This is a genomic window from Emcibacter sp., from assembly GCF_963675455.1.
Taxonomy (GTDB): Bacteria; Pseudomonadota; Alphaproteobacteria; order Sphingomonadales; family Emcibacteraceae; genus Emcibacter.
Map to the genome: position 1 here is coordinate 3040536 of NZ_OY776217.1, position 21325 is coordinate 3061860.

Sequence of the window (21325 nt, forward strand, 5' to 3'; positions counted from 1 at the left end):
ACTGACAGTTTCCCAGCTTTGTCGGAAGGCCTGAAATGAAAAAACCCTCCCGCAATCGGGAGGGTTTTGAATATTGGCGACCCCGGCAGGATTCGAACCTGCGACCTACTGATTAGAAGTCAGTTGCTCTATCCAGCTGAGCTACGGAGTCCGTGTTTCGTTCGCCCCTAACCCTTGAAGGCAAAGGCATCCGCATAGGCCTTGATGCGCGGCTTGCGCACATGGGGTTCGATCACCTGATAATCAAGACCGTGCTTTTCAGCATAGGCCACCGCATGCTCGCGGCTGTCGAATTTCAGCCTGATCTGGCCGTGCATGTCACCGGATCCGGTCCAGCCCATCAGGGGGTCCAGATGCTTGTGTTGCTCGGGACTGAATTCCAGCACCCATTTGTCCGTCCGTTTTGTGCCGGACTGCATGGCGTTTTTAGCCGGTTTGTAGATACGTACCGTCATTTGATCACCTGTCACCGTTCGCTCAATCGTTCACAGTTGTTTATCGCAAAGACCCGCCAAGGGAAAGCAGAAAAATAGCCCGGAAAGGCAAATATCCGGTTTCAATGAGAAAATATGAGGATTTATCAGAAAAGATGGTCGGGGAGACAGGAGACCTTAAGCGCCTTACCCCAACACACTGAAAACCATAAAAGTTATTGCATTTCAATTAGATATGGGTAGATATATGTACTAGAAACATGTACTAGAAAGTATCTTATGCCGAGCTATAAGTTCATGAAGAAACGGGGGAGAGGTTTCGCCTTTCAGATCGCCGTGCCTAAAGACCTCAGACAACAATACAATGGTCGAACTGTGATTCAAAGCGGCCTTGGGACTAGAGATGAAGACATAGCGCAGGCAGCGGCCCTTGAACTCGCTGGAATCTACAAGAAGGAGTTTGTGGACCTGAGAAAGAAGCCGGATCAATCCCGTATGTCCGTCCGAGAGATTTACCAAAAGGCCCGCGAGGGGTTTAAGCGACACATTGAGGAAACTGATACCAGTCGATTAGAAGAACTTACAGACATCTTTACGGGACAGGAAGCTGACCTTGAGGCCCGCGCAGAGAAGCAGGGCATTGGTGTTGATGATCCGCTAACACCTGAACTTCAGGCAGAGGTTGACGCTCTCAGCGATAGTCGAAAAGAGTTCCTTGAGGATGAAGAAGCTAAACCACGCGAGGAATACGAACCGCCGTTCAAAGACGTGGCCGACGAGTGGATAAAGGACTGGAAGAAAGGCAGAGAGAAGAAGACCAACACCTCTGTCCAATATGAGTCAACAATCCGAATGTTTGCAAGCTTCTGGGGCGACAAGACAATCAGGAAGATACGACAGCAGGACGCTGCTGAATTCTTCGACAAGCTTCGGCATATCAGCGGTACATACAAGAGCAATCCTGACATAAAGACGATGACCTTCTCAGAAATTCACAAGATGTATGGGGGCAAAGGAAACCCGCTCTCTCCCCCTACCGTCAATCGCCACATGAATGTCCTGTTCACAGTCTGGAAGTGGGCGAAGATGCGCGGAAAAGCATCCGGCGACAACCCGTTTGAAGGCTTGCGTCTGAAGGATAAGAGGACAAGGAAAGAACATTTCATCGCCTTCACCAATGATGAACTTGAAGCCCTTCTCTCTCCACCGCCGAAGAAAAAGGCCCTGCACGAGATTTTCCTTGTAGGCATGTACTCAGGGATGCGTATCAACGAGATTGCATCGTTGACCTGGGGTCAATTAAAGCAGGATGGGAAGATATGGTACTTTGATATTGGTGAGGCGAAAACAAAGGCAGGACGGCGCGTCGTTCCAGTGCATTCAAAACTGTCTTGGTTACTAGATAAGAAACGACACAAACCCACAGACCAGATATGGCCACAGTTCAAACCTAAAGGGCCGGGAGAGAAACCGGGTGAACACGCTTCAAGGTTTTTTGGAAACCACAAACGAAGTAGAGGCATTGTAGGCAGGCAGAAATCATTTCATTCGCTCCGCTCGAACGTTACTACTCAGCTTGAGAACAAAGGCGTACCCCTAAACGAGTGGCAGGATATCTTTGGGCATGAAAAGTCTTTTACTTATGCCACATACAGTCACGGCCTGACCCTTCAACGGAAAGCAGAGATTGTTGAGCTTATTGACTACGGGGACTTATCAACCACCCCATAATTTCTTAATAGGTTCAAGAACCGGAACAAACACAAGCATCAGAGAAGTAATAGACGATATCCAGTTACCAACACCGCTGCGGTTCCGATCTTCATCCAAGCACTGCACCTCTGTATCCCTGCCATAAGAGATGTGAAACCATATAGCCAGTCTGGCAGAGAACCTGTAGGAGGACTTCCGTCTAGTGTAACTCATAGGTCACCTTTCATTTGTTGTTAGTGACCACCTTATATCCCTACACGCGAACGCACTCTATGGTTCTTTTTGGTTCACCCCGCTAGAAGCTTAATCGCTCGACTTGTTGAGATTGCGCTACCCCATCAGCGAAGAAAGGACAGATCATCCTCTACGAAAGACTTCACATTTTCCCATAACTTCACACAAATATTTAAGTCTTCCTCAATATATGTTTCGACAAACCTGCTTCCCGTTGCTTCCCAAAAGTCGTTTGAATCATGGACATAGCGCATCATCATATTAGAGGAAGTATCGTTAATGTCTTTTATTATACTCTCTTCCCCTTCTTCTATTCCTCTTTTCATATTGGTGTGCATTCTAAAGAGTTTAGCCAGTTCAAAGAAACCACTATTTAGGTCTGCGTACCCCTTATAATCTTGGCCGGACTTCATCAACAATGTGATGAAAAAACCTGCGTTGCCCATGCAACGTGTTACAACATATTCTTTAACGGCAGTGTCATGAAGGTCTTGCTTTATTAAGACCTTCTGCAATGGCAACTGCCTAGTTTTTACTTCGAGGGTTTCTTCCGAAAAACACGAGACTACGCTCATCAGGTAAATGAACAAAGTCACAAAAACCGTATCTAGTGATGAGCCTAACATTCTGTTCATATCTCTACCCCGCTAAAGATCAGACATCTTTCTCTTTCATCTTGCCTAAGGTATAAAGATAAAGCAATCATCTCGAGAAACAAAAGCGGACGGCAGCCTACCCATGAAGAAAATAATAGCGGTCATTCTTTTATTGATTGGGTCAACGACATGGGCCGAAGAACTTCACATCGTCCATTGCCTCTACGGATGTCCCTCAGGCACACCTGAAACCAACGACCTGATAATCCGTGAAATCTACGCTTTGTCATCCAACGACGACACAAAGTTCGCCGATTGGGTGGCCTACAGAGTGACCAAAGAAACCATAGGCACCACCGCATCCCTTAACAGGGACTGGAAGGCCGATCCGCTGCTAGATGACAATGAAACACTCGAACCGGGTGACTACAAGAGAGCCAATAGGGAGTTGGATACTGATAGGGGACATCAAGTACCCCTAGCCAGCTTTGCCGGGACAATCTTCTGGAGAAGCACCAACTTCCTATCCAACATCACGCCCCAGAAGTCAGACCTCAATCAAGGTGCTTGGGTTGACCTTGAGGAAGCAGTAAGACACGCTGCTTATCACCTTGGTGAAGTTTACGTAGTTACAGGCCCGCTGTATGAACATCCTACAGAGGGACTTCCAGAGGCCAATGAGGAACACAAGGTACCCTCTGGGTATTGGAAGGTAGTGGCGACTAAAGGGGGCGCGACTGCTTTCCTATTCGATCAAGGAACGCCAAGAGATGATGACTATTGCGGCCACGTCGTTCTGCTGACTGAAATCGAACAGCGAAACGGGTTAATCCTGTTTCCTACAGCGGCGCAGGGATGGCCAAGTGATAACCTTTCAACCTGGCTGGGGTGCTGAAACTGCCAGACCGGCTTCAGTAGACGTTGTTCGCCCAAGATATACACACGTGACAATTGCATATTACTGTGGTTTAATTCTCCTCTCAGTTGCTAATACAAGCCTATTCAAGAGGAACGATCATGAAGAATATTTTGACAGCACTCACGATACTAATAGCACTCAGCGCTCAGGCTTTCGCTCACTCTGGAAGAACAGATAAGAATGGCGGGCATAACTGCAGTCAGAAATCAAAAGAGAAAGGCTTGTGCACCGGCTACCACTATCACAATAACGGCAGTTTACATGTGGATGCGACCGATGAAGAAGTTGATCCTACGCATGTCGATCAAGGCAGTCATCCCACGCGTGAACATTCACACTCAGAAAACATGCCTGCTAGGTAAAGCAGCACTACTCTTGCAGGAGAGTTATGGTCCAAAACAAATATTGCCATGCTGTAGGTGCATAGTCTCTATCTGACACCTACCAGCTTGGCCATGTATTATCGACTTTTGCCATTCCCCCACAATTGAAGTCATACGCAAACTGCCCATTTGTCTTGTCTCTACACCGCCATACAATATTCCCGTATTGATCGCGAAAGCCGTCCCATGCGTAACCATCATAGGCTCCACCGCCTCCACCACCGTCGCCAGACGTCCCTACAACAATCGCGGTTGCAACTGCTGCACCAATGATTATTCCTGCTGCAATTCTATTGTCTTCTTCTTTCACAAGCTGTTGGCATGTCTGAAGCGTCAGTCCACGAGTATTTACTTCGTCAAGAAGCTTAGCGAGATACAGCCCTTGTAGTTCATCTGAACTTGCAGTTTCATTCTCTGGCTCTATGCATTCTTGTACCACCTCGTTGGTCTTAAGAGGTACTTCAGCATCTGAGAACGTACAAGGAGCATCAACATCCACCAAGGTCGTCTCGTTCTGCTTTTCTGCTATTTCCTCTGAATTGCCTAGTGCATTAACTGCATTAGCTTCGGTGTAATCCTTGAGATAGTTGCGGCAAACCCTGGTATCACTGAACTCTCCAGATTTATTAATAAACTGCTTGGGTGAAGCTGCACATCCAGTTAGCAGTGACGCAATGGCCACAACGGCTGTAAAGCTCTTCAGTTCTTGCATCATAACCCCCTCGATTCAGCGCCCATCAGAATACAATACTACGCTATCCAGCTAGAAAAAGTCAAAAACCGCTATATTTAACCAGTATGACGGTGTGTGTTTTCATAGGACTGCATATCAGGCACTGAGGTATAAAACCCACCAAAAAATCTGAAGCCCCTAACACACATTCCCGAACCTGAAGTTCCCCCCCTAGGCACCCTCGGCCATCTCACCGACGACTTAAAGCCCACCACAACAACACCGAAACATTACCCACCCCGGTCTATTGGTTTTACTGCTTGACTTCTCTCTGAATAAAACATAACAAACTGCCATACCGTCATTAGGAAATTTGTTATGGATAAGAAATACATCGCTTACTATCGTGTATCCACCGCCCGGCAAGGCAAGTCAGGCTTGGGACTTGCGGCACAACAACAGGCTGTCTCTGAGTTCATCAACGGGAATGGCTCAAGACTGATACAGGAATACACTGAGGTAGAGACAGGGAAGAACAACGACCGCCCCAAGCTCACTGAAGCCCTGCACATGTGTAAGATCACCGGGGCAATACTGGTCATTGCTAAGCTAGACCGGCTGTCTCGCAATGCTGCCTTCCTCCTGACACTGAGAGATAGCGGGGTAAGATTCGTTGCGGCTGATATGCCGGACGCCAACAATCTGACTGTAGGTCTACTAGCGGTCATTGCAGAGCATGAAAGGGAAATGATCTCAAAGAGGACCAAGGAAGCCCTTGCAGCCGCCAAAGCGCGTGGCGTAAAGCTTGGCAATCCCAACGGCGCAAAGCACCTCATGGGACGGGGAAACAAGGAAGCCGTTACTGCCCTGAAAAGGAAAGCCCAGGACAAAGCTAATGATCTCAAGGTTGTCATAGAAAACATTCAAAAACAGGGCTTCACGTCCTTTGGTCAAATTGCGAAGGAACTGTCAGAGCGAGGCATTGCGACACCACGCGGAGGCTCAAATTGGCACGCAATGACCGTGAAGCGAGTTATGGATCGCCTTTGATATCATCTTATTTTCTGCGTTCATTGTGCTTGGATATCGAAAGGTTGGGTCTTAGGCGAGAAAACTGAAAGAAAGAATGTGCGCCAGTCTTCCTGATCGACGGCAGGACTTCCCGAGTTACCCAATCTTGGAAGGCGGCGGCTTCAGGTTTATCTGAGCGCATAATGAGTTTGTACAGGCCGCTTTCGGAGACGATGTACATATCCTTGCCGGGTTTTTCACCTAAGCTAATCCGATTAGCTTTGGAAACCTCGTCCGAACCCAACCTCTTGTACATGATCCCTTTGCTTGATGCGGTGCCAAATAGAAAGTTAAGAATATCAGCTCCGACGAACCAAGGTTCACCCTCTATGGACACTGTGCCTAATTTGTGGACAAAACCTCAATTTAAAGCACGTACAGCGCTGTTACAGTCCAAGACGGCCCATATCCCTCTTTGATCCTCTTCCGTCAATTCTAGGTCGATTTTCACGGTGTTTCACTGGCGGAAAAACGAACTAACCTGCCCCTCCCATCCAATTGAGAAACCCTTTAGATAATCGAAGTTTCTCGACAAAGGGAAACACATCGACACCAGCCCTGTTTGCGACTGTCGTGTGTTATTCATTGGTGATTTTGATTTATTTTTCGAGGCGGAAAAGACCGATTTTAACCGTCCAAATTACGACATCCTAACCGATTGAAAACAAAAAGAAAAATCGGAAGGTTGTTTCATAGGGGGAAACAGAACCCTCCCCCGGTCAACCTATAAGTATTATTCTAAGAGTTATCTATTGGTTGTCTTATGGTCATCTTTAAGTCGTCACTGAGTGCTCTCTGGTCATGGAAGATGATTGTATCATCCATCAAGGTCTAACTCAGGACAATACTGTTGGTCAGACTTTATGTTCTCCCTGCGTCTACCTCAGGTCGATTATCGGTGCCTTAAGCTTCCTCGTTGTTCTGACGGGTATGGGGATAATCCCCATTACCAATTTAGTGAAGCCGTTGGACAGCAATAGGACATTCACGAAACCACTTTAAGAATGATCTATTGAGGCCCAACGGCCTTCAGACTTGTATTGATGTCTTCGGCTTTATCGCTCTTGGGTCTGTTAAGCTGTTTTTTATAAGTTGTTAAACACCAGCCCATCAATCACCTCAATATCAAACCCTGCTGTAAACGACTTTGCACTCTCCCAGAGCCGCCTCAGCGTCGCACCTACAGTCAATCCAAAGAAAATCATTACCAATGACCTACTACACAACCATAACCCCAGACAGCGATGGCGTGGATATCGCCATTGTTCCTATCACCAGTCCCGGCGGTGGTGTCGTCAAGATATTCCCTGAAGACCTCATGATCATCGAAGCAATGGGATATTCCATGAACTGGCACGAGAGTGTCTGTAAGTACCGCTACGTCCGCACAAAGAAACTCGGCGGCAACAATGAGATTGTTACGGTGGCGCGACTGATACTCAGCGCTGAATACCTAGGGGGACGCATCAAACATATCGACGGGAACAACCACAATTTACGTCGAGACAATATAATCCATATTCCGTCCAAATGGCACAGAGCTATGAAAACGGCCAATCAAGACCAAGAAAAACAATGACAACAACACAGACAAACAAGACCTGTTCCGAATGTGAGCAGGACAAACCCGTTGACAATTTCGCTAAGACACCTTTAGCCCCTGATGGATACGTAAATTCCTGCTGGGATTGTCAGCGAAAAACCCGTGAAAACAAGCCGAAGCCTATGAAGGCGATAGCAGACATGTGCAAGGCGTGTATCTACGATCCTTACCCCGGAAATGGGACGTGGAGACAACAGGTAGACGCCTGTCAAAGTCCCTGCTGCGCACTGTACAAACTTCGCCCCAGGGCAACAGTATAATCCACAGCAACAACCTGCTTAATCAGGTAGGTGACAAGATAATCCCCAAGGGCTGTCCTTAATGCAAGGATGGCCTTTTTTTTACAACGATAAACCAGCTTGACGAACATGTGGCTTGACAATCTTTAAATCGTATTCCCCAGCAATTGGACTTTCCAGATTTAGTAAACCACATCCGTCTGGCTTATTATTTTTATCTAAAGTAAAAAACTCGTCGCATTCGAAATATATTGCTGTTGCGATGTGGATCGTATCGGGGACGCTAGGTGCTTTATGCGCTTTGGGATTATTATTTTTTATTTCCTTGTAATAGTTCCGTATCTTCGCCGATATCTGCATAATCTCAGGGTTGGGGTCTTTGAGTTGAACCACCGATTTCCTTTGTACGACACATTGAAAAACTGTTTTCTGTTGTTCAGTCATGTCGGCTTCCAAAACTTCTGAGTTAATAAGAGATGAAGACACAACTATTATCTCTTTCTGATCCAATTGATTGACTAAACCAGCCATGGCGGCAGTTTCAGAGGAATCAAGCCGCCTCTCTGCAGTTATCATGCCTATCCAAATGCAGCTATCAAAATATATTAGTGGCTTGACCACTCTTTCCTAACCCCTCTTACAAATTCTTCAGATGGCAGGCCGTGAGTAGCATTGGGAGCCATGCCGTAGAGTTGAGAAAATGTTGGCAAGTCGTCCTCAACAATCACTTTAATTTTTGTCACAACGGCACTATGCGGATGGCGATCTCTCCAACGATATGATAACTCACCACTTGCCTCTACATAGCAGCCAATATAATTCTTAATTTTTTCAAGATGTTCACCATCGAATTCACAGGTAATCTTAGCTTTTCCAACTACAGGATAGATAGTAAGTGTATTCTTTTTCCCATGAATATTTACTGCGTCCAACATACCGTCAATAGTCCCAAAGGCAGAATAGTCCCCCTGAATACTGTTCTCGAAGTTTAACCGAAATTCTGGGCTAACATGAAGTGTATTGGTATCATTACAGCCTATTAAAAGATGACCTATGGATTTACCTATTGGGTCGAGAAACTCTCTCACCGCATCTATTGTAGACCGAGGCCATGAGGAAGGTATTTTATTCGTCTTTTGAAACTCATACAAACCACCGTAGAACTCGGAAAGTTGCCCGCTACCTTCTACTGTCATATGCACAGGACTGTTAGACGAAAGTTGCACAATCTTTAAGTCCCTACATTTAAATTTACTTACAGCCTTACGTAGTCCTTCGATCCCCTGAGAGAAACTAGTCACAGAAAGATTGGTATCATCCCCGAGAAGCGGATGAAAGACCATGCTTAACCTTTCTGTTTTTTCTCTCATGTCCCCTCCAATACTTGAAATTGAGTATTTGCTAGTATTGCACAAGATTTTCTTTACCGCTAGACACGATCCGCCAGATCAATCACTGCCACGCCATTGTGAAGACGATGCAGAAGACAATGCTGGAAGCTGCTCGGGACGCCGGGGAGAGACTGCTTGAAGTGAAGACGCAGGTGAAGCACGGGGAGTTCAAGAAGTGGATCGAGTATTACTGCACGTTCAGCTACGCCACCGCACGTGAGTACATGCAGGTAGCCAAGAAAGCCAAAGTGATGGACCTCCATCATTTTGACGGCGGCATACGTGCGTTCCTTGACGCCTACAGGGATACCAAACCCTCCACCCCTGAACAGAAAGCCGCCAACACCCCCGACAGGGACGACCTTGAGAGAGCTTTGAAACTCGCTGTCGTGATCGAGAAGGGGACCTAATCTTCGCTCGGCTTATGGTACGTCATCCCACTTACTTCGACTATTTTAAAGGGCTGATCTTCCTTTCGGGCTAGAAACACAACTGCTCCAAGTCTGTCGCCATTGTCGGGAAGTTCATCAGTCAATCTCCTGAAACTCCCTTTTGACTTTTTGTTAATGTCTTCCCGTAAACCCGCAAGATCAAAACCTCCTACTGTCGTAGCTATACAAAGCACTCGACGTGATGGTCCATGTCGTATGTAGCCGATAACCTCTGCGTCCTCTCCAATTCCGTCAATATTGTGAATTATTTCATCAGACGTTGTCATGAACAATCCATAAAAACGTGCTTGCGTCTTCGCGGGAGGGGCGGAATAGAGTACCCCCTTCTTCTTATCCCACGGAACCAGCTTTGACCGAATTTGCTCCCCTGGCATTATGATAGTTAGAATGTGAACTACATGATTATCTTGAATGTCAGGCAAATCCATACGCTGCAACGTTCTTCTATCAGGCACAGGAAAACCGTCAGCAGCGTATTTTTCATGTGCCTGCTTCGTAAACCCGAGTGTTGCAAAACCATGATGAACACTCAGCTTCATTGCCTTTTTAATTGCCGTTGACGTAAGATAAAAGCTTCCATCGCCTCCGATGAACACCGTCCAAACCTCACTCAGCCTGCCCTCTTTGACACCGACGGCAAACCTCAAGTCCTGATCTAGCAAGAGTATTTTCTTTGTTTTATCCACTTGTAGAACCTCCCCAATTATGCAGGATTCGTTTATCTTGCAGACAATTCATCATAGAGGAACGCTTGAGCATAAAAAGGGGGAATAAGAGAAAACTAGAGTCATGTACTAGAAACATGTACTAGAATTTTCATAACCATTCTACAAGTCATTGTTTTTAAATAACTTCTAGAAAATGGTCGGGGAGACAGGATTCGAACCTGCGACCCTCTGGTCCCAAACCAGATGCGCTACCAGACTGCGCCACTCCCCGGGTCAACTGCCGTTCAGGGCTTGTTGCCCGACTGCATTGCGGGTTCATACTTGATCCCCTTCGCAAGGGCAAGCCTTTTTGCGGCATTGTCCGTATTTTTCCGGAATTCTGTTGAGTAAGGCTATGGTGACGGTTGCGATCCGGGGTCCGCAAACAGCTGATGAACAAGATGATCACCCACTGCAATATCCAGCTCTTCAGCCTTCCCGCCCTTTATTTCCAGCACCCCCCGGACCGGATATCGGGATGAAATGCGCGACAGGGAAAGCGGCGTGGTGGAATGAGCGATATGGACAATTTCGCCTTTTCCATCAACAAACAGCATATCCAGGGAAATGAAGGTGTTTTTCATCCACATGACCACCGGCGCCACATCGTCAAAGACAAAAAGCATACCGTAATCCTCGGGAATACTCTCCCGGTACATCAGACCCTGGGCACGCTGCGAGGGCGTAATCGCCAGATCTGTCCTGAATTCATGCGTAGCTCCGCGACCCTCAACCACAACCATTGACTGCAATGACGTGGGTGCATCCGAATCCTGGCCATACCCCGGAAACGGCATGCAAAATAGCATCTGGATGGTTAAAAAGATCAGGGTAAGAAACATCACACGGAAGCCGGGCAACGGTTTATCCCGCAGCCGGTTATCCCGGTTCAACATGTTCTGATCGGCGGCAAGTTTCATTCAACACCCTTTCCATAGTAAGGATGTCAGAAAATTCCGGCAATTAAAAGGCAGTTCTCGGCAAAAAGGCAGAGATCAGGTCTTTATGGCCTTGACCATGAGACCGCGGTCCCCCTCGTCAATGGCAACATAAATCGTTTGCCCGGGGACAAGATGATCCATACCAAAGTGACGCAGGATTTCCATATGGATAAAAATATCCTGCCCGCCATCGCCGCGATTTACAAAACCGTAACCGCGGACCCTGTTGAACCATTTGACCGTTGCTTCGACAAACTCAAGCTGGCTGACGTCAATATCCTCGTCAATCCGGGAGGCCGGATTGTCACTTGTCTCAACAGCGGTCGAGAGATCATATTCCAGAATTTTGACAGCCTGCCGTCCCTTGGGCCGGTCAGCCGAAAGGCATTTGATGGTACACCCCTCCGGGAGTGACCGTCGACCAAGTTCCTTGAGAATCGAAAAATGAATCAGGATGTCGCCTTGAGAATCGGCGGCATCGACAAAGCCGTAGCCTTTAACAGCATCAAACCACTTCACAACCCCGTCCACTTCCTCGAATGGTTCCGAGTTGTTCTGTATTTTCTTAGCTTTTTGTTCTTCTGATTCCGCCCCGGTATAACCGTTACTATTCTCTAGCTCTACCTGCGCACCAACTGCAGCACTTGACTCCATCGCACCTACTTCCCGTGTATGCATTCCCCAAAAGGTAATTTAGTCATTACTCTCAATTCAGTATTGCAATAATAGCACGTATTCGAGAAAAGGCCAACCATAGGTTTAAAAATATTACGAAGCCCTAAAGAAAAGGCAGGATTATATTAATCCTGCCTAATGCTTGAATTTTCAACTATTTTCCGGGCGCTTCAAGAGCCCGGGAGGCATCAATGATGCTCTGACTGACCATCCAGTTCTGCAACACTATGGTGTGTAATCATACCATTCTCATACATATGGTTTGTTGCCGGTATCAAAAGATACATCACTGCCAGCAGACCAACAATTGACATGACAATGGTATAAGGCAACGCCATGATCACCATGCGTACATATGACAGGCGGATAAGCGGCGCCAGGGCAGACGTCAACAGGAACAGAAATGCGGCCTGACCGTTCGGTGTAGCCACACTCGGAATATTCGTTCCGGTGTTGATCGCCACAGCCATCAGGTCAAAGACATCCCGTTCAATTAACCCGTTTACAAGGGCATCCCGCACCTCGCCGATATAGACCGTGGCAACAAAGACATTATCACTGATTGCCGACAACAGCCCGTTTGCGATATAGAAGCCGGCAATCTGGGCAGTGTCTTCAAGTTGAAGCACATAATCAATCACAGGCTTGAACAGCCCCTGGTCGTTTATCACGGAAACAATGGCGAAGAAAACCACCAGAAGAGCCGTAAAGGGAAGCCCCTCCTCAAAAGATTTACCGATCTGGTGTTCTTCTGTCACGCCGTTAAGGGCGGCCAGCAAGACAATCACTGACAAACCGATCAGTCCCACTTCAGCCAGATGGAACATCAGACCGATGACCAGCCATACCGCAACAATGGCCTGGGCAATCAGAGCCGCCTTTTCGCTGGTTGTACGCTTGGCTGATTCAGCGGCGTCATAATCCTGCAGAATATGACGGACTTTTTCAGGGAGCTGTTCGCCGTACCCAAAGATTTTTACTTTCTCCAGAAACACACAAGTCATCAGGCCTGCAACAAGAACCGGCATGCTGACGGGAGACATGCGAATGGCAAATTCGATAAAATCCCAGCCGGCAACCCCGCCGATAATTACATTTTGTGGTTCACCGACAAGGGTACAAACGCCGCCCAGTGCCGTTCCAACCGCTGCATGCATCATCAGGCTGCGCAGGAAGGAACGGAATTGTTCCAGATCGGAGCGATGGAGTTCTTCCACACTTTCATCGCTGGAGTGATCATGTTCATGATGAAAATGTTTGCCCGAGGCCACTTTGTGATAGATAGAGTAAAATCCAACAGCCACGGTGATGATCACAGCCGTCACTGTCAGGGCATCCAGGAAGGCCGACAGAAAAGCCGCCACAAATGAAAATAACAGCGAAAGAAGGACCTTGGAGCGCACCTTAAGGAGTATCTTGGTGAAGGTAAACAGCAGAAGGCTCTGCATAAAGTAAATACCCGCCACCATGAAGACCAAAAGCAGAATAACCTGCAGACCGTGCCGCACTTCCGCATAAACGCCGCCGGGTGTTGTCAGCCCCATGACAATAGCTTCAAAGGCCAGCAATCCCCCAGGCAGCAACGGGTAGCATTTAAGCGCCATTGCCAGCGTAAAAATGAACTCCAGCACAAGAATCCAGCCAACCGCATAAGGGCCGACCTCATGGCCGAGTGATACATACAATAAAGGATTCAGGACCAAAAAACCGAGAATAGTCAGTTTATACCAATCCGGGGAATGGCCCATGAAATTTTTAACCATACCTTGAGTGAGCGTTCTTACCATCTGACTTACTACACCTTCCATAGCTTTTACCTAAATTTTCCCTGATCAGGAAAGGTTCAGACCTTTCATACTTTTACAAGCCCCTTAAGATCAAGTGAAACCGGAAAAAAACGATGTGAATTTGCAGTTTGAGTACTGCGAAAAGGCTGGACACCACATTTGTGATCGATTAAGTCAGGCAGAATGATCGATAAACTCTATCAGAAAGCAATTCTCAGGCAGGCTGCCCGGGCCGTCGGACACGGCCGTCCGGCAGAGTCGGACATCAGCTATACTCTGCATAACCCCCTGTGCGGGGATAAGATCACCGTTTATCTCAGCCTGGAAAAAGGCCAGATCACGGCAATGGGGCATGAAACCAAAGCCTGTGTGCTGTGCCAGGCCAATGCCTCCCTTCTGGCAGAGAATGCCGCCGGCGAAACGGCTGAAACCCTCGGACAGGTGCAGGCTCTTCTGGAAGAGGGTCTTGAAAATGATAATCTGCAGTCAGTCCGGTGGCCGGAGGAAAAATGGCACCAGTTGTCGATCTTTGCGCCGGTGGCCGAACATAGAAACCGCTATAAATGCGTGACCCTGCCGATCGAGGCCCTGATCCGGGCTATGACAGGCAAAACCGGCGACTAGCAAATCAGTGCGGCAGTCTTCTCACCAACAGACGATCCAGGGACCAGAATCCGCCGCCTTTTGCCATCAAAAGCAACAAAGCCGCCGCCCACAGGCTGTGATCCGGCCACAGGTCAGGATAAACAAAAAGCTGAATGACCAGGGTCATGCCAAGCATCGCAAAAGCGGACAGCCGCGTCATCAACCCCAAAAGCAGCAAAACCGGCAACGTCAGCTCGGCCAGTATGGCCATGTGGGCCGCCAGTTTCGGCGACAGCAATGGCAGTGCATAATCATTTTCGAACAGGATATAGGTGAAATCGGACACGGACCAGTCGAGTCTGAAAACCGCAACGAGCTGAGTGAAGGAAAAGTTACTGACATCATTTTCAAATATGATTTTGGTCATGCCCGAGCGCCAGAAAATGCCGGCCATGCCGGCCCGGGACAGCAACAGATAAAGACTGAGCGGTATTTTCTGAAATCCGCGGCTGATATTTCCCGCAAGATTATGCAGAGCCGAATTCGCTGTGAATGTCATGATATGTCTTTCCCATCTGTAACCTGGGTAACCAGGCCGTTGCTGAAAATGAATGCCAACGCCCGGGACAGGTCAAAACCCGTTTGCTGGTCCGTTACTTTTAAAAGCGCGTCCCCAAGGCTGTTACCCCGGCGCAATACATTGGTGAATTCAAAGATATTCCGCTCGACCGAAAAGGCCGTCACCTGCCATTGCGGGCGGCACAGGATGATATGGTCCGGACCCTCGTCCAGGTTTATGTTGTCCCGGGGGTCTTCATCTTGCTGATTGTCCTGCCAGATTTTGAGTAACGGGAAGTTGCTTGAAACCAACTCCAGGGACGGCAAAAAATGAAATACCAGGCCCTCCGGTTGTTCCAGATTGACGACAGCAAGATCTTCCTGATCAATCGGCGTGGCGTCCCTGCTGTGTATGGCCCGGTTCCAGGCCAGTTCAAGTCTGGCGATATCCACCAGATAACCGTAATTCTCAAGTTCCCGGCGCCCGCCAATAAATTCCGGAAGAGTATGACCGTATTCCGCCAGCACAGGTGTCACCGGCAAATGTTCCTTCACATAGGATGCGGCCAGTTGGTGAAAAAACGACTGTCCCACCAGTCTGCATAAAACAGGAAAATTATCCGCCAGAGCGTCGATCAGGGTAATCCGGCTGTTGTTGAAATGGATCATGAGCCTTTCGTCGGCATGACGATCCGTGCGTTTCACATGACGCGCCAGCTTGTCCGCTTCCCCAGTCAGGACAAATAGTTTGAATTTATCCTGCAGCTTGTGAAGTTTCATGACTGCGACCCCTGACCTGATGCTGCCGCCCCACGGCTTAGCGCCTCAATCGCATTATCGGCCCGGCCTGCTTCCTGCAGGAGCGTCATGAGAGAAGGAATATTGCAGTCCCATTCTATCAGCGTAGGATGGACACCGATATTCTGCAGGGCAATATCATAAAGCTGCCAGACTGCGCCGCAGACATTGCTGCCATGATCGTCAATCCGTATAATTCTGTCCTGCCATTTCTTTTCAGCATGGCCTGCCAGGTGATATTCACCCACATATGCGGGGTTAATCTGCTGCAGATATTTTTCCGCATCTCCGCCATTATTCCAGCAGCTGACATAGATGTTGTTGATATCCAGCAGAAGACCGCAACCGGTTCTCCGGCATATCTCGTTCAGGAACTCGGGTTCCGGTATTCTGCTCAGATTATATTCCAGATAGGTAGAGGGGTTTTCCACCAGCACCCTGCGCCCCAGTACATCCTGCATGTGATGGATGTTGGAACAAATGATCTCCAGTGACTCCTCCGTATAGGGAAGCGGCAACAGGTCGTTGAGAAAATGCCCGCCCACAGTACTGAAGGAAACATGTTCGGACACCAGGCCAGGCTCATAACGCTCAACCACCTGCCGGACCCGCTCCAGATGATCGCGATCAAGTCCCCCGGCACTTCCCAATGACAGGCCAACGCCATGCAGGGACAAGGGATAACGTTCCCTGATCAGGCCCAGAAAATGATGCGCCAGCCCGCCCTCGCCCATATAATTCTCCGTATGAACCTCAAACCATCCCAGATCCGGCCCGGTTTCAAGAATTTCCTCGAAATGACAGGCCTTGAGGCCGATCCCGGCGGAAGCCGGGATCGGTATGTCCATAAGGTGAGGGGTAGGTATGGACATAGGGGTTTTGTTCATTACCGCCGCCGTCCGGCTTATTTTTTGGGGCTTGTGCTGCCGCCGACCAGCTTGGCGCAGGTCCCTTTCGGCACATAGATCCAGGCATCGCCCTGACCGTCAACCTTTGACGTTCCGGCACAGGAGCTGGTTGCAGTCTGACAGTCATTCTTGCCGGCCTTGACAACGCCGTAACATTTCTCAACCTTGCTGTCTGAGGCCTGTGCCGGCGTTGTCGAAGCCGCCATGGCAAAAGCGGCAGTCATTGCGGTCGCCAGAATTGCAGAAGTGGCTTTTGTTGTTTTGTTCATTGTCTTTCCTTTATCACGCTAAAAATATGCAAATGTCACGCAGATTGCAGGTCTGTCTGTACCCGATGCATCCGCCACATCCTGTTTCCCATGTTCGTAATAAAAAAGAAAATCACAGCTCATCACATTCACTTTGAGAATCTGTGAGATTGCGTGAACTCAGGTAAAATCGGCAAAGTCGAGGCCGGTGATCAGCCCTTCCGTCACCCAGGTTTTTAGGAATTCAGCTGCCCTCATCGGAGCTTCTTCACCGTGATAGCCGGCAAGGCATTCACATAATGCAGCAAAATCCGTGCCCGTCATTGCCTGGTCCAGCATTTGTGCTTCGTCATTTTCCAGAGAGCGGAAATAACTCACCAAATCGTGACGCCACTGAATGACCCTGATCGGGTCGGCATTTTTCTGCGGTGAAACCGGTTCCTCATCACTGTCCACTTCCATTCGCTGAACCGATGACCAGATGGCGGGAACATTCCAGGCAAAGCTATTCCAGTGAAGGGATGGATGAAAAACAAACCTCAGGGTCGTCCAGCTGCCTGGCGACAACGTAGCTACCTGCTCGAAAGTTACCGGCACCCTGTCCGATGCATCAAAGACATCAATAAACGTCCATTCGAACCTTGCCATTTCGGCCAGAAAGGGCTGTTCACGGAATTTCTCTCCCTCGAGAAAAGTCTCCATATGCCGGCCTAAATAACGCAGGGAAGGATGTTCGGAAGGATAAGCGGCAATATAGGCATTGCACAAACTGTAAAATTGTTCATCCCCCAGCATGGTATGCAGGACCGGGAAATCCTTCTGCAGGACCTCCCTGAGCCGGGCCCCGTAGGCATGGCCGTAAATCGCCAGTCTCTGTTCAGGACCGATACGGCCGCCTTCGGAAATTTCAGACACTAAATCCCCCGTCTGTAGCATAACTGAGGACTTGAACAGCTTTTGCAGCTCTTTCAGGCTGGTCATGACAGCACCTCGGCGCCGATCTTCCGGGCGATCTCCAGTTCAGCAACCAGGTCCTGAAAAGGCGGGATCTGGTCATCCCGTTCGATCATGCTGGAAACGGGGCCGAATTTTTTCAGCGCCCGGCGATAGAGTTGCCAGACATCCCCGGGAACGTCCTGATCATGGGTGTCGATGATATAATCGCCGTTATGCTGGTGTCCGGCCAGATGAAACTGCCTGACCCGCGACGCAGGTATGGCCTCCAGATAGGTCAGCGGGTCAAATTCATGATTGAAGGCACTGACAAAGATATTGTTGATATCCAGCAGAATCAGGCAATCTGCGCGCGTCGCCACTTCAGAAAGAAAATCCCACTCGGTCATATCCGACTTTTTGTATGATAGATAACTAGACACATTTTCCAGCAGGATCTGTCGGCCAAGAAAATCCTGGACCTGCCCAACCCTGTCAACCACATGATCCAGACTGTCCTCGCAATAGGGAAGCGGCATCAGGTCATGAAGATTATGTCCGCCCTGCCCCGTCCAGCACAGATGATCGGAAATCCAGCAGGGTTCAACCCTTTCCGCCAGGGCCTTGAGGTCCTTGAGATATTCCCGGTCCAGAGGATCTGTGGAGCCGATCGACATCGATACCCCGTGCATGACCAGAGGATATCGTTCCCTGACCCTGTCCAAATGCCATAACGGCTTGCCGCCGGGCACCATATAATTTTCGGACAGTATCTCGAACCAGTCCACATCCACACGCCTGTCCTGGTCTGCAGACAGGATGTCGTCGTAATGCTCCGGTCTCAGGCCAAGACCGTATCCCAGAAAATGCTCTTTTGTCATATCACCCATAAAAATAGCGGCTTTTTGGCGCAGCCGCTATTTTACTCTGTGCAGAAAATTTTCTGCAGGAATTATTTTTCTTTTTCTACCTTGCCACCGGCTTTTTCACAGGCTTCAGCAGACATCTTCACAAACCCCTGGCCTTTGCAAGCACCATGCCCCTTACAGGCGTTGTGTTCCGTTTTGCAGTCATTGTGTCCCTTGCAGGCATTTACGCCGTGACATTTGACCATATGTTCCTCGCCGGCGGTTGCAGTAGCAGGAGCTGTGGCAAAAAAACCGGCCGCGGCAACGGCCATTGCAAGACCGGTGGCTTTCATTGTTGTACTCATCTCGTATTCCTTTATTTGATGTTGATGCTTGTTATCGGATATTCAGCAGGCTACTCATAACAAATGGACAGATACTCATACAGTCACAGCCGTTCACATGTTTGTGTTTTGGCGAAAAATATATCACTAGTTCCCGTAATGGGTTTCCACTTTTATTTCGGGCAAACCATAATAATAAGGATACAACATAGTTGCCAATTCACCCGTCTCGGCAAATTTGGCAATTGCAGAATTAAACCTCATGATAAAGTCCCGGTTTTCAGGAGTATCATAGCAGGCAAAACGTTCTGGACTGACGAACTGCGGCTTCGCAGTATCATAGAGTATCTCACTCATTTCCTGCGGATTGGCCACAAGGGGAAGATCAGGGAAATAAGAGATGATTGCATCGACCCTTTCGAATAAAAGCAAATTCAGGTTTTGACGCTCTGTTTCCACCCCAACAATTTCCTTAGCCTGTTTTAGATTATCAAGATTATAACCATAACCATTTACAACTCCCACCCGAAGCCCGTTGATTTGACGCAATGGTTCTGTGTGGTTCTTTTTCAGCACGACCAGGTACACGATTGCCTGATTAAACGCATTCGAACGAATTACTTTCAGATCTTCATCCGCCCGATAATCCGGAAACAGACACCCCCTGCCTGTTTTAGAAAATTCCCTTGAAAGTCTTCTCCCCGGAACGGGTCTCAGCTCTATCGACCGACCTGTCTCCCGGCTGATCCGTTCAAGCAACAGGTTGTATCTGGCATCTTTCGGTACACCAATCAGTCCATCGATTCTGAGACTTGTAATAATTACCGGCATCTTTTCCTGTGATGCTGAAAACGACACCTGAGCCCAGAAGGACAAGAATAACGCCAGAACGGCATACCCTGTCACCAATCCCGAAGTTCTGAAAATCAAATAGAAAGGCGTCATATTTTTTCCGGGAAAATGATCAGAAACATTACAACAACTTAAAGTATAACATCCAAAAGCAAAAACCCCAATACATCAGAATGAGACAATGTATTATCTGAAAAGAATTTAATAATAATTCTTATTTACATTATCAAAAAGCTCTGTATATTGAGAATCACCAACAGGAACCGGTGATACCCGATGGTGAGCAACATTGGTATTACCCGGGCGGAAGGTCCTTTTGGTCTTTTTAGGACCTTCCGCTATCGTCCTGCTGGTACCTATACTCCTCGAATACCCTGACCTGGCATATGCTCAATCCACCCATCCAAACCAAACATATGCCAGGTCCTCCCTCTCCCTTCCCGGCAAAGAAAATTCTGCTGAATTTTTCATTAGATATTGCTTTTGTAATTAATTTGCCAATAATCAAATTCACACTTTATTAACTATAAATCGGGAACAACCGAAAAGGATCCTACGATGGAAGAAAATGTTCAGGAAACGGTTATGGAACATATGGATACGATTATGGTCTATATCGAAACCTACGGATTAAATGTGATTTTTGCCCTGCTTACGCTGATCGTTGGCTGGATAATCGCCAACTGGGCCAAGAATGCCACCAAGCGCATGCTCGGCAAGAGTGAAAAAGTAGACAATACTTTGACATCCTTTTTCGCCAGTCTTGTGCGCTACGTCATCCTGATCTTTACCCTGATCGCGGTCCTTGGCCGGTTTGGCGTGGAAACTGCAAGCCTGATCGCCATTCTCGGTGCCGCTTCCCTCGCTATCGGCCTGGCCCTGCAGGGTACGCTCAGCAATGTAGCCGCCGGTGTCATGCTGCTGATCTTCCGTCCCTTCAAGGTCGGGGATTTCATTGAAGGCGCAGGACATGCCGGGGTAATCAAGAACCTGGGTCTGTTTGTCACCGAAATGGCCACTGGTGACAATGTCCAGATCATTGTCCCCAACAGCGCCATCTGGGGATCCTCCATCAAGAATTACAGCCACCACACAAACCGCCGTGTGGATCTGGTGATCGGGATCGGCTATGGCGATAATATCGATGACGCCCTGAAAGCTATCGGCGAAGTTCTGGATGCAGATGACAGGGTGCTGAAAGACCCGGAAGCCGCCATGTTCGTGGGTGAACTGGCAGACAGTTCTGTCAATCTTGTCGTCAGAGCCTGGACGGCAAACAGCAATTACTGGCCTGTGAAAGCCGCCCTGACCAAAAACATCAAACACAAGCTTGATGAAAAGGGCATCAACATCCCTTACCCGCAAATGGACATGCATGTCATTTCCATGCCCGGATAAGGCTGAGATTCACTAGTTTTACTGGTGATAAGCCG

The 21325-nt window shown here is 48.3% G+C and carries 26 protein-coding genes and 2 tRNA genes; 8 read left to right on the forward strand and 20 right to left on the reverse strand.

The window, feature by feature from the left end; all coding sequences use genetic code 11:
- Positions 1-74 precede the first annotated feature (74 nt).
- Together ACORNT_RS14160 and ACORNT_RS14165 are read right to left on the reverse strand one after the other, a co-directional pair.
- Positions 75-151: transfer RNA gene (locus ACORNT_RS14160), tRNA-Arg, on the reverse strand.
- A gap of 16 nt (positions 152-167) precedes the next feature.
- The gene (locus tag ACORNT_RS14165; RefSeq protein ID WP_321392143.1) at positions 168-455 is read right to left on the reverse strand and encodes an ETC complex I subunit; all 288 of its coding nucleotides are present in this window, start codon (positions 453-455) and stop codon (positions 168-170) included.
- Positions 456-713: 258 nt separating this feature from the next.
- Between ACORNT_RS14165 and ACORNT_RS14170 the strand changes: the two genes are divergently transcribed.
- A complete protein-coding gene (locus ACORNT_RS14170) occupies positions 714-2165 on the forward strand; it encodes a site-specific integrase (RefSeq protein ID WP_321392146.1) in 1452 nt (483 codons plus the stop codon).
- A gap of 320 nt (positions 2166-2485) precedes the next feature.
- On the opposite strand, the gene ACORNT_RS14175 is transcribed toward ACORNT_RS14170, so the two are convergent.
- Positions 2486-3016, reverse strand: coding sequence for a hypothetical protein (locus ACORNT_RS14175; RefSeq protein WP_321392149.1), 531 nt, complete (start codon positions 3014-3016; stop codon positions 2486-2488).
- A gap of 103 nt (positions 3017-3119) precedes the next feature.
- Between ACORNT_RS14175 and ACORNT_RS14180 the strand changes: the two genes are divergently transcribed.
- Complete coding sequence (locus ACORNT_RS14180; protein ID WP_321392151.1) at positions 3120-3872, forward strand: DNA/RNA non-specific endonuclease; 753 nt, start codon at positions 3120-3122, stop codon at positions 3870-3872.
- Positions 3873-3994: 122 nt separating this feature from the next.
- Positions 3995-4258: a YHYH domain-containing protein gene (locus ACORNT_RS14185; protein WP_321392154.1), complete on the forward strand. Its 264-nt coding sequence runs from the start codon at positions 3995-3997 to the stop codon at positions 4256-4258.
- 79 nt (positions 4259-4337) lie between these two features.
- Here the strand turns inward: ACORNT_RS14185 and ACORNT_RS14190 are convergent, their stop codons facing one another.
- Entirely contained in the window at positions 4338-4994 is a 657-nt protein-coding gene (locus tag ACORNT_RS14190) for a hypothetical protein (protein ID WP_321392158.1), read from the reverse strand.
- 336 nt (positions 4995-5330) lie between these two features.
- Between ACORNT_RS14190 and ACORNT_RS14195 the strand changes: the two genes are divergently transcribed.
- On the forward strand, positions 5331-6002 hold the full coding sequence (locus tag ACORNT_RS14195; RefSeq protein ID WP_321392161.1) for a recombinase family protein: 672 nt from the start codon (positions 5331-5333) through the stop codon (positions 6000-6002).
- Positions 6003-6009: 7 nt separating this feature from the next.
- On the opposite strand, the gene ACORNT_RS14200 is transcribed toward ACORNT_RS14195, so the two are convergent.
- The gene (locus tag ACORNT_RS14200) at positions 6010-6360 is read right to left on the reverse strand and encodes a Bro-N domain-containing protein (protein WP_420717500.1); all 351 of its coding nucleotides are present in this window, start codon (positions 6358-6360) and stop codon (positions 6010-6012) included.
- Positions 6361-7233: 873 nt separating this feature from the next.
- On the opposite strand from ACORNT_RS14200, the gene ACORNT_RS14205 reads away from it, so the two are divergent.
- Positions 7234-7602, forward strand: coding sequence for a hypothetical protein (locus ACORNT_RS14205; protein WP_321392164.1), 369 nt, complete (start codon positions 7234-7236; stop codon positions 7600-7602).
- 365 nt (positions 7603-7967) lie between these two features.
- Here ACORNT_RS14205 and ACORNT_RS14210 read toward each other — a convergent pair whose 3' ends face one another.
- A complete protein-coding gene (locus ACORNT_RS14210; protein ID WP_321392166.1) occupies positions 7968-8486 on the reverse strand; it encodes a PIN domain-containing protein in 519 nt (172 codons plus the stop codon).
- Entirely contained in the window at positions 8471-9235 is a 765-nt protein-coding gene (locus ACORNT_RS14215; protein ID WP_321392169.1) for a hypothetical protein, read from the reverse strand. The genes ACORNT_RS14210 and ACORNT_RS14215 overlap by 16 nt, the downstream gene beginning before the upstream one ends.
- 98 nt (positions 9236-9333) lie before the next feature.
- Between ACORNT_RS14215 and ACORNT_RS14220 the strand changes: the two genes are divergently transcribed.
- Positions 9334-9666 (forward strand): DUF3102 domain-containing protein, encoded by a 333-nt coding sequence (locus ACORNT_RS14220; RefSeq protein WP_321392172.1) that lies wholly within the window; start codon positions 9334-9336, stop codon positions 9664-9666.
- Here ACORNT_RS14220 and ACORNT_RS14225 read toward each other — a convergent pair.
- The 5 genes from ACORNT_RS14225 to nhaB form a co-directional block, all read right to left on the reverse strand.
- Positions 9663-10394, reverse strand: a complete 732-nt coding sequence (locus tag ACORNT_RS14225; RefSeq protein ID WP_321392174.1) for a hypothetical protein — start codon at positions 10392-10394, stop codon at positions 9663-9665. The two genes, ACORNT_RS14220 and ACORNT_RS14225, sit on opposite strands and share 4 nt — an antisense overlap.
- A 176-nt stretch (positions 10395-10570) precedes the next feature.
- Positions 10571-10647 (reverse strand) — tRNA-Pro (locus ACORNT_RS14230).
- Between the two features lie 121 nt (positions 10648-10768).
- Positions 10769-11335 (reverse strand): DUF192 domain-containing protein, encoded by a 567-nt coding sequence (locus ACORNT_RS14235; RefSeq protein WP_321392175.1) that lies wholly within the window; start codon positions 11333-11335, stop codon positions 10769-10771.
- A gap of 75 nt (positions 11336-11410) precedes the next feature.
- Complete coding sequence (locus ACORNT_RS14240; protein ID WP_321392178.1) at positions 11411-12010, reverse strand: cold shock domain-containing protein; 600 nt, start codon at positions 12008-12010, stop codon at positions 11411-11413.
- Between the two features lie 209 nt (positions 12011-12219).
- On the reverse strand, positions 12220-13818 hold the full coding sequence (gene nhaB, locus ACORNT_RS14245; RefSeq protein ID WP_420717573.1) for a sodium/proton antiporter NhaB: 1599 nt from the start codon (positions 13816-13818) through the stop codon (positions 12220-12222).
- 183 nt (positions 13819-14001) lie between these two features.
- Between nhaB and ACORNT_RS14250 the strand changes: the two genes are divergently transcribed.
- On the forward strand, positions 14002-14442 hold the full coding sequence (locus ACORNT_RS14250; protein WP_321392181.1) for an iron-sulfur cluster assembly scaffold protein: 441 nt from the start codon (positions 14002-14004) through the stop codon (positions 14440-14442).
- A gap of 4 nt (positions 14443-14446) precedes the next feature.
- Here ACORNT_RS14250 and ACORNT_RS14255 read toward each other — a convergent pair whose 3' ends face one another.
- The 8 genes from ACORNT_RS14255 to ACORNT_RS14290 form a co-directional block, all read right to left on the reverse strand.
- Positions 14447-14962, reverse strand: a complete 516-nt coding sequence (locus ACORNT_RS14255; protein ID WP_321392184.1) for a DoxX family membrane protein — start codon at positions 14960-14962, stop codon at positions 14447-14449.
- Entirely contained in the window at positions 14959-15741 is a 783-nt protein-coding gene (locus ACORNT_RS14260) for a DNA-binding domain-containing protein (RefSeq protein WP_321392187.1), read from the reverse strand. The genes ACORNT_RS14255 and ACORNT_RS14260 overlap by 4 nt, the downstream gene beginning before the upstream one ends.
- Positions 15738-16646 carry a DUF692 domain-containing protein gene (locus tag ACORNT_RS14265; RefSeq protein WP_321392191.1) on the reverse strand — a complete coding sequence of 303 codons (909 nt, stop codon included), beginning with the start codon at positions 16644-16646 and terminating at the stop codon, positions 15738-15740. Before ACORNT_RS14265 ends, ACORNT_RS14260 begins: the two co-directional genes overlap by 4 nt.
- A 17-nt stretch (positions 16647-16663) precedes the next feature.
- The gene (locus tag ACORNT_RS14270) at positions 16664-16936 is read right to left on the reverse strand and encodes a DUF2282 domain-containing protein (protein ID WP_321392193.1); all 273 of its coding nucleotides are present in this window, start codon (positions 16934-16936) and stop codon (positions 16664-16666) included.
- A 159-nt stretch (positions 16937-17095) separates the two neighbouring features.
- Positions 17096-17896 (reverse strand): DNA-binding domain-containing protein, encoded by an 801-nt coding sequence (locus ACORNT_RS14275; protein ID WP_321392196.1) that lies wholly within the window; start codon positions 17894-17896, stop codon positions 17096-17098.
- Positions 17893-18738 (reverse strand): DUF692 domain-containing protein, encoded by an 846-nt coding sequence (locus tag ACORNT_RS14280; RefSeq protein ID WP_321392198.1) that lies wholly within the window; start codon positions 18736-18738, stop codon positions 17893-17895. The genes ACORNT_RS14275 and ACORNT_RS14280 overlap by 4 nt, the downstream gene beginning before the upstream one ends.
- Before the next feature lie 62 nt (positions 18739-18800).
- Positions 18801-19061 (reverse strand): hypothetical protein, encoded by a 261-nt coding sequence (locus ACORNT_RS14285; protein WP_321392200.1) that lies wholly within the window; start codon positions 19059-19061, stop codon positions 18801-18803.
- 126 nt (positions 19062-19187) lie between these two features.
- Entirely contained in the window at positions 19188-19985 is a 798-nt protein-coding gene (locus tag ACORNT_RS14290) for a transporter substrate-binding domain-containing protein (protein ID WP_321392203.1), read from the reverse strand.
- A gap of 465 nt (positions 19986-20450) precedes the next feature.
- Between ACORNT_RS14290 and ACORNT_RS14295 the strand changes: the two genes are divergently transcribed.
- On the forward strand, positions 20451-21290 hold the full coding sequence (locus tag ACORNT_RS14295) for a mechanosensitive ion channel family protein (RefSeq protein WP_321392206.1): 840 nt from the start codon (positions 20451-20453) through the stop codon (positions 21288-21290).
- The last annotated feature ends 35 nt before the right edge of the window (positions 21291-21325 follow it).

Excerpts from the sequence above, each read along its gene's own strand:
- ACORNT_RS14165 (WP_321392143.1), bottom strand. The coding sequence starts at position 455 with ATGACGGTACGTATCTACAAACCGGCTAAAAACGCCATGCAGTCCGGC.
- ACORNT_RS14170 (WP_321392146.1), top strand. The coding sequence starts at position 714 with ATGCCGAGCTATAAGTTCATGAAGAAACGGGGGAGAGGTTTCGCCTTT.
- ACORNT_RS14175 (WP_321392149.1), bottom strand. The coding sequence starts at position 3,016 with ATGAACAGAATGTTAGGCTCATCACTAGATACGGTTTTTGTGACTTTG.
- ACORNT_RS14180 (WP_321392151.1), top strand. The coding sequence starts at position 3,120 with ATGAAGAAAATAATAGCGGTCATTCTTTTATTGATTGGGTCAACGACA.
- ACORNT_RS14185 (WP_321392154.1), top strand. The coding sequence starts at position 3,995 with ATGAAGAATATTTTGACAGCACTCACGATACTAATAGCACTCAGCGCT.
- ACORNT_RS14190 (WP_321392158.1), bottom strand. The coding sequence starts at position 4,994 with ATGATGCAAGAACTGAAGAGCTTTACAGCCGTTGTGGCCATTGCGTCA.
- ACORNT_RS14195 (WP_321392161.1), top strand. The coding sequence starts at position 5,331 with ATGGATAAGAAATACATCGCTTACTATCGTGTATCCACCGCCCGGCAA.
- ACORNT_RS14205 (WP_321392164.1), top strand. The coding sequence starts at position 7,234 with ATGACCTACTACACAACCATAACCCCAGACAGCGATGGCGTGGATATC.
- ACORNT_RS14215 (WP_321392169.1), bottom strand. The coding sequence starts at position 9,235 with ATGAGAGAAAAAACAGAAAGGTTAAGCATGGTCTTTCATCCGCTTCTC.
- ACORNT_RS14235 (WP_321392175.1), bottom strand. The coding sequence starts at position 11,335 with ATGAAACTTGCCGCCGATCAGAACATGTTGAACCGGGATAACCGGCTG.
- ACORNT_RS14240 (WP_321392178.1), bottom strand. The coding sequence starts at position 12,010 with ATGGAGTCAAGTGCTGCAGTTGGTGCGCAGGTAGAGCTAGAGAATAGT.
- nhaB (WP_420717573.1), bottom strand. The coding sequence starts at position 13,818 with ATGGTAAGAACGCTCACTCAAGGTATGGTTAAAAATTTCATGGGCCAT.
- ACORNT_RS14250 (WP_321392181.1), top strand. The coding sequence starts at position 14,002 with ATGATCGATAAACTCTATCAGAAAGCAATTCTCAGGCAGGCTGCCCGG.
- ACORNT_RS14255 (WP_321392184.1), bottom strand. The coding sequence starts at position 14,962 with ATGACATTCACAGCGAATTCGGCTCTGCATAATCTTGCGGGAAATATC.
- ACORNT_RS14260 (WP_321392187.1), bottom strand. The coding sequence starts at position 15,741 with ATGAAACTTCACAAGCTGCAGGATAAATTCAAACTATTTGTCCTGACT.
- ACORNT_RS14265 (WP_321392191.1), bottom strand. The coding sequence starts at position 16,646 with ATGAACAAAACCCCTATGTCCATACCTACCCCTCACCTTATGGACATA.
- ACORNT_RS14270 (WP_321392193.1), bottom strand. The coding sequence starts at position 16,936 with ATGAACAAAACAACAAAAGCCACTTCTGCAATTCTGGCGACCGCAATG.
- ACORNT_RS14275 (WP_321392196.1), bottom strand. The coding sequence starts at position 17,896 with ATGACCAGCCTGAAAGAGCTGCAAAAGCTGTTCAAGTCCTCAGTTATG.
- ACORNT_RS14280 (WP_321392198.1), bottom strand. The coding sequence starts at position 18,738 with ATGGGTGATATGACAAAAGAGCATTTTCTGGGATACGGTCTTGGCCTG.
- ACORNT_RS14285 (WP_321392200.1), bottom strand. The coding sequence starts at position 19,061 with ATGAGTACAACAATGAAAGCCACCGGTCTTGCAATGGCCGTTGCCGCG.
- ACORNT_RS14290 (WP_321392203.1), bottom strand. The coding sequence starts at position 19,985 with ATGACGCCTTTCTATTTGATTTTCAGAACTTCGGGATTGGTGACAGGG.
- ACORNT_RS14295 (WP_321392206.1), top strand. The coding sequence starts at position 20,451 with ATGGAAGAAAATGTTCAGGAAACGGTTATGGAACATATGGATACGATT.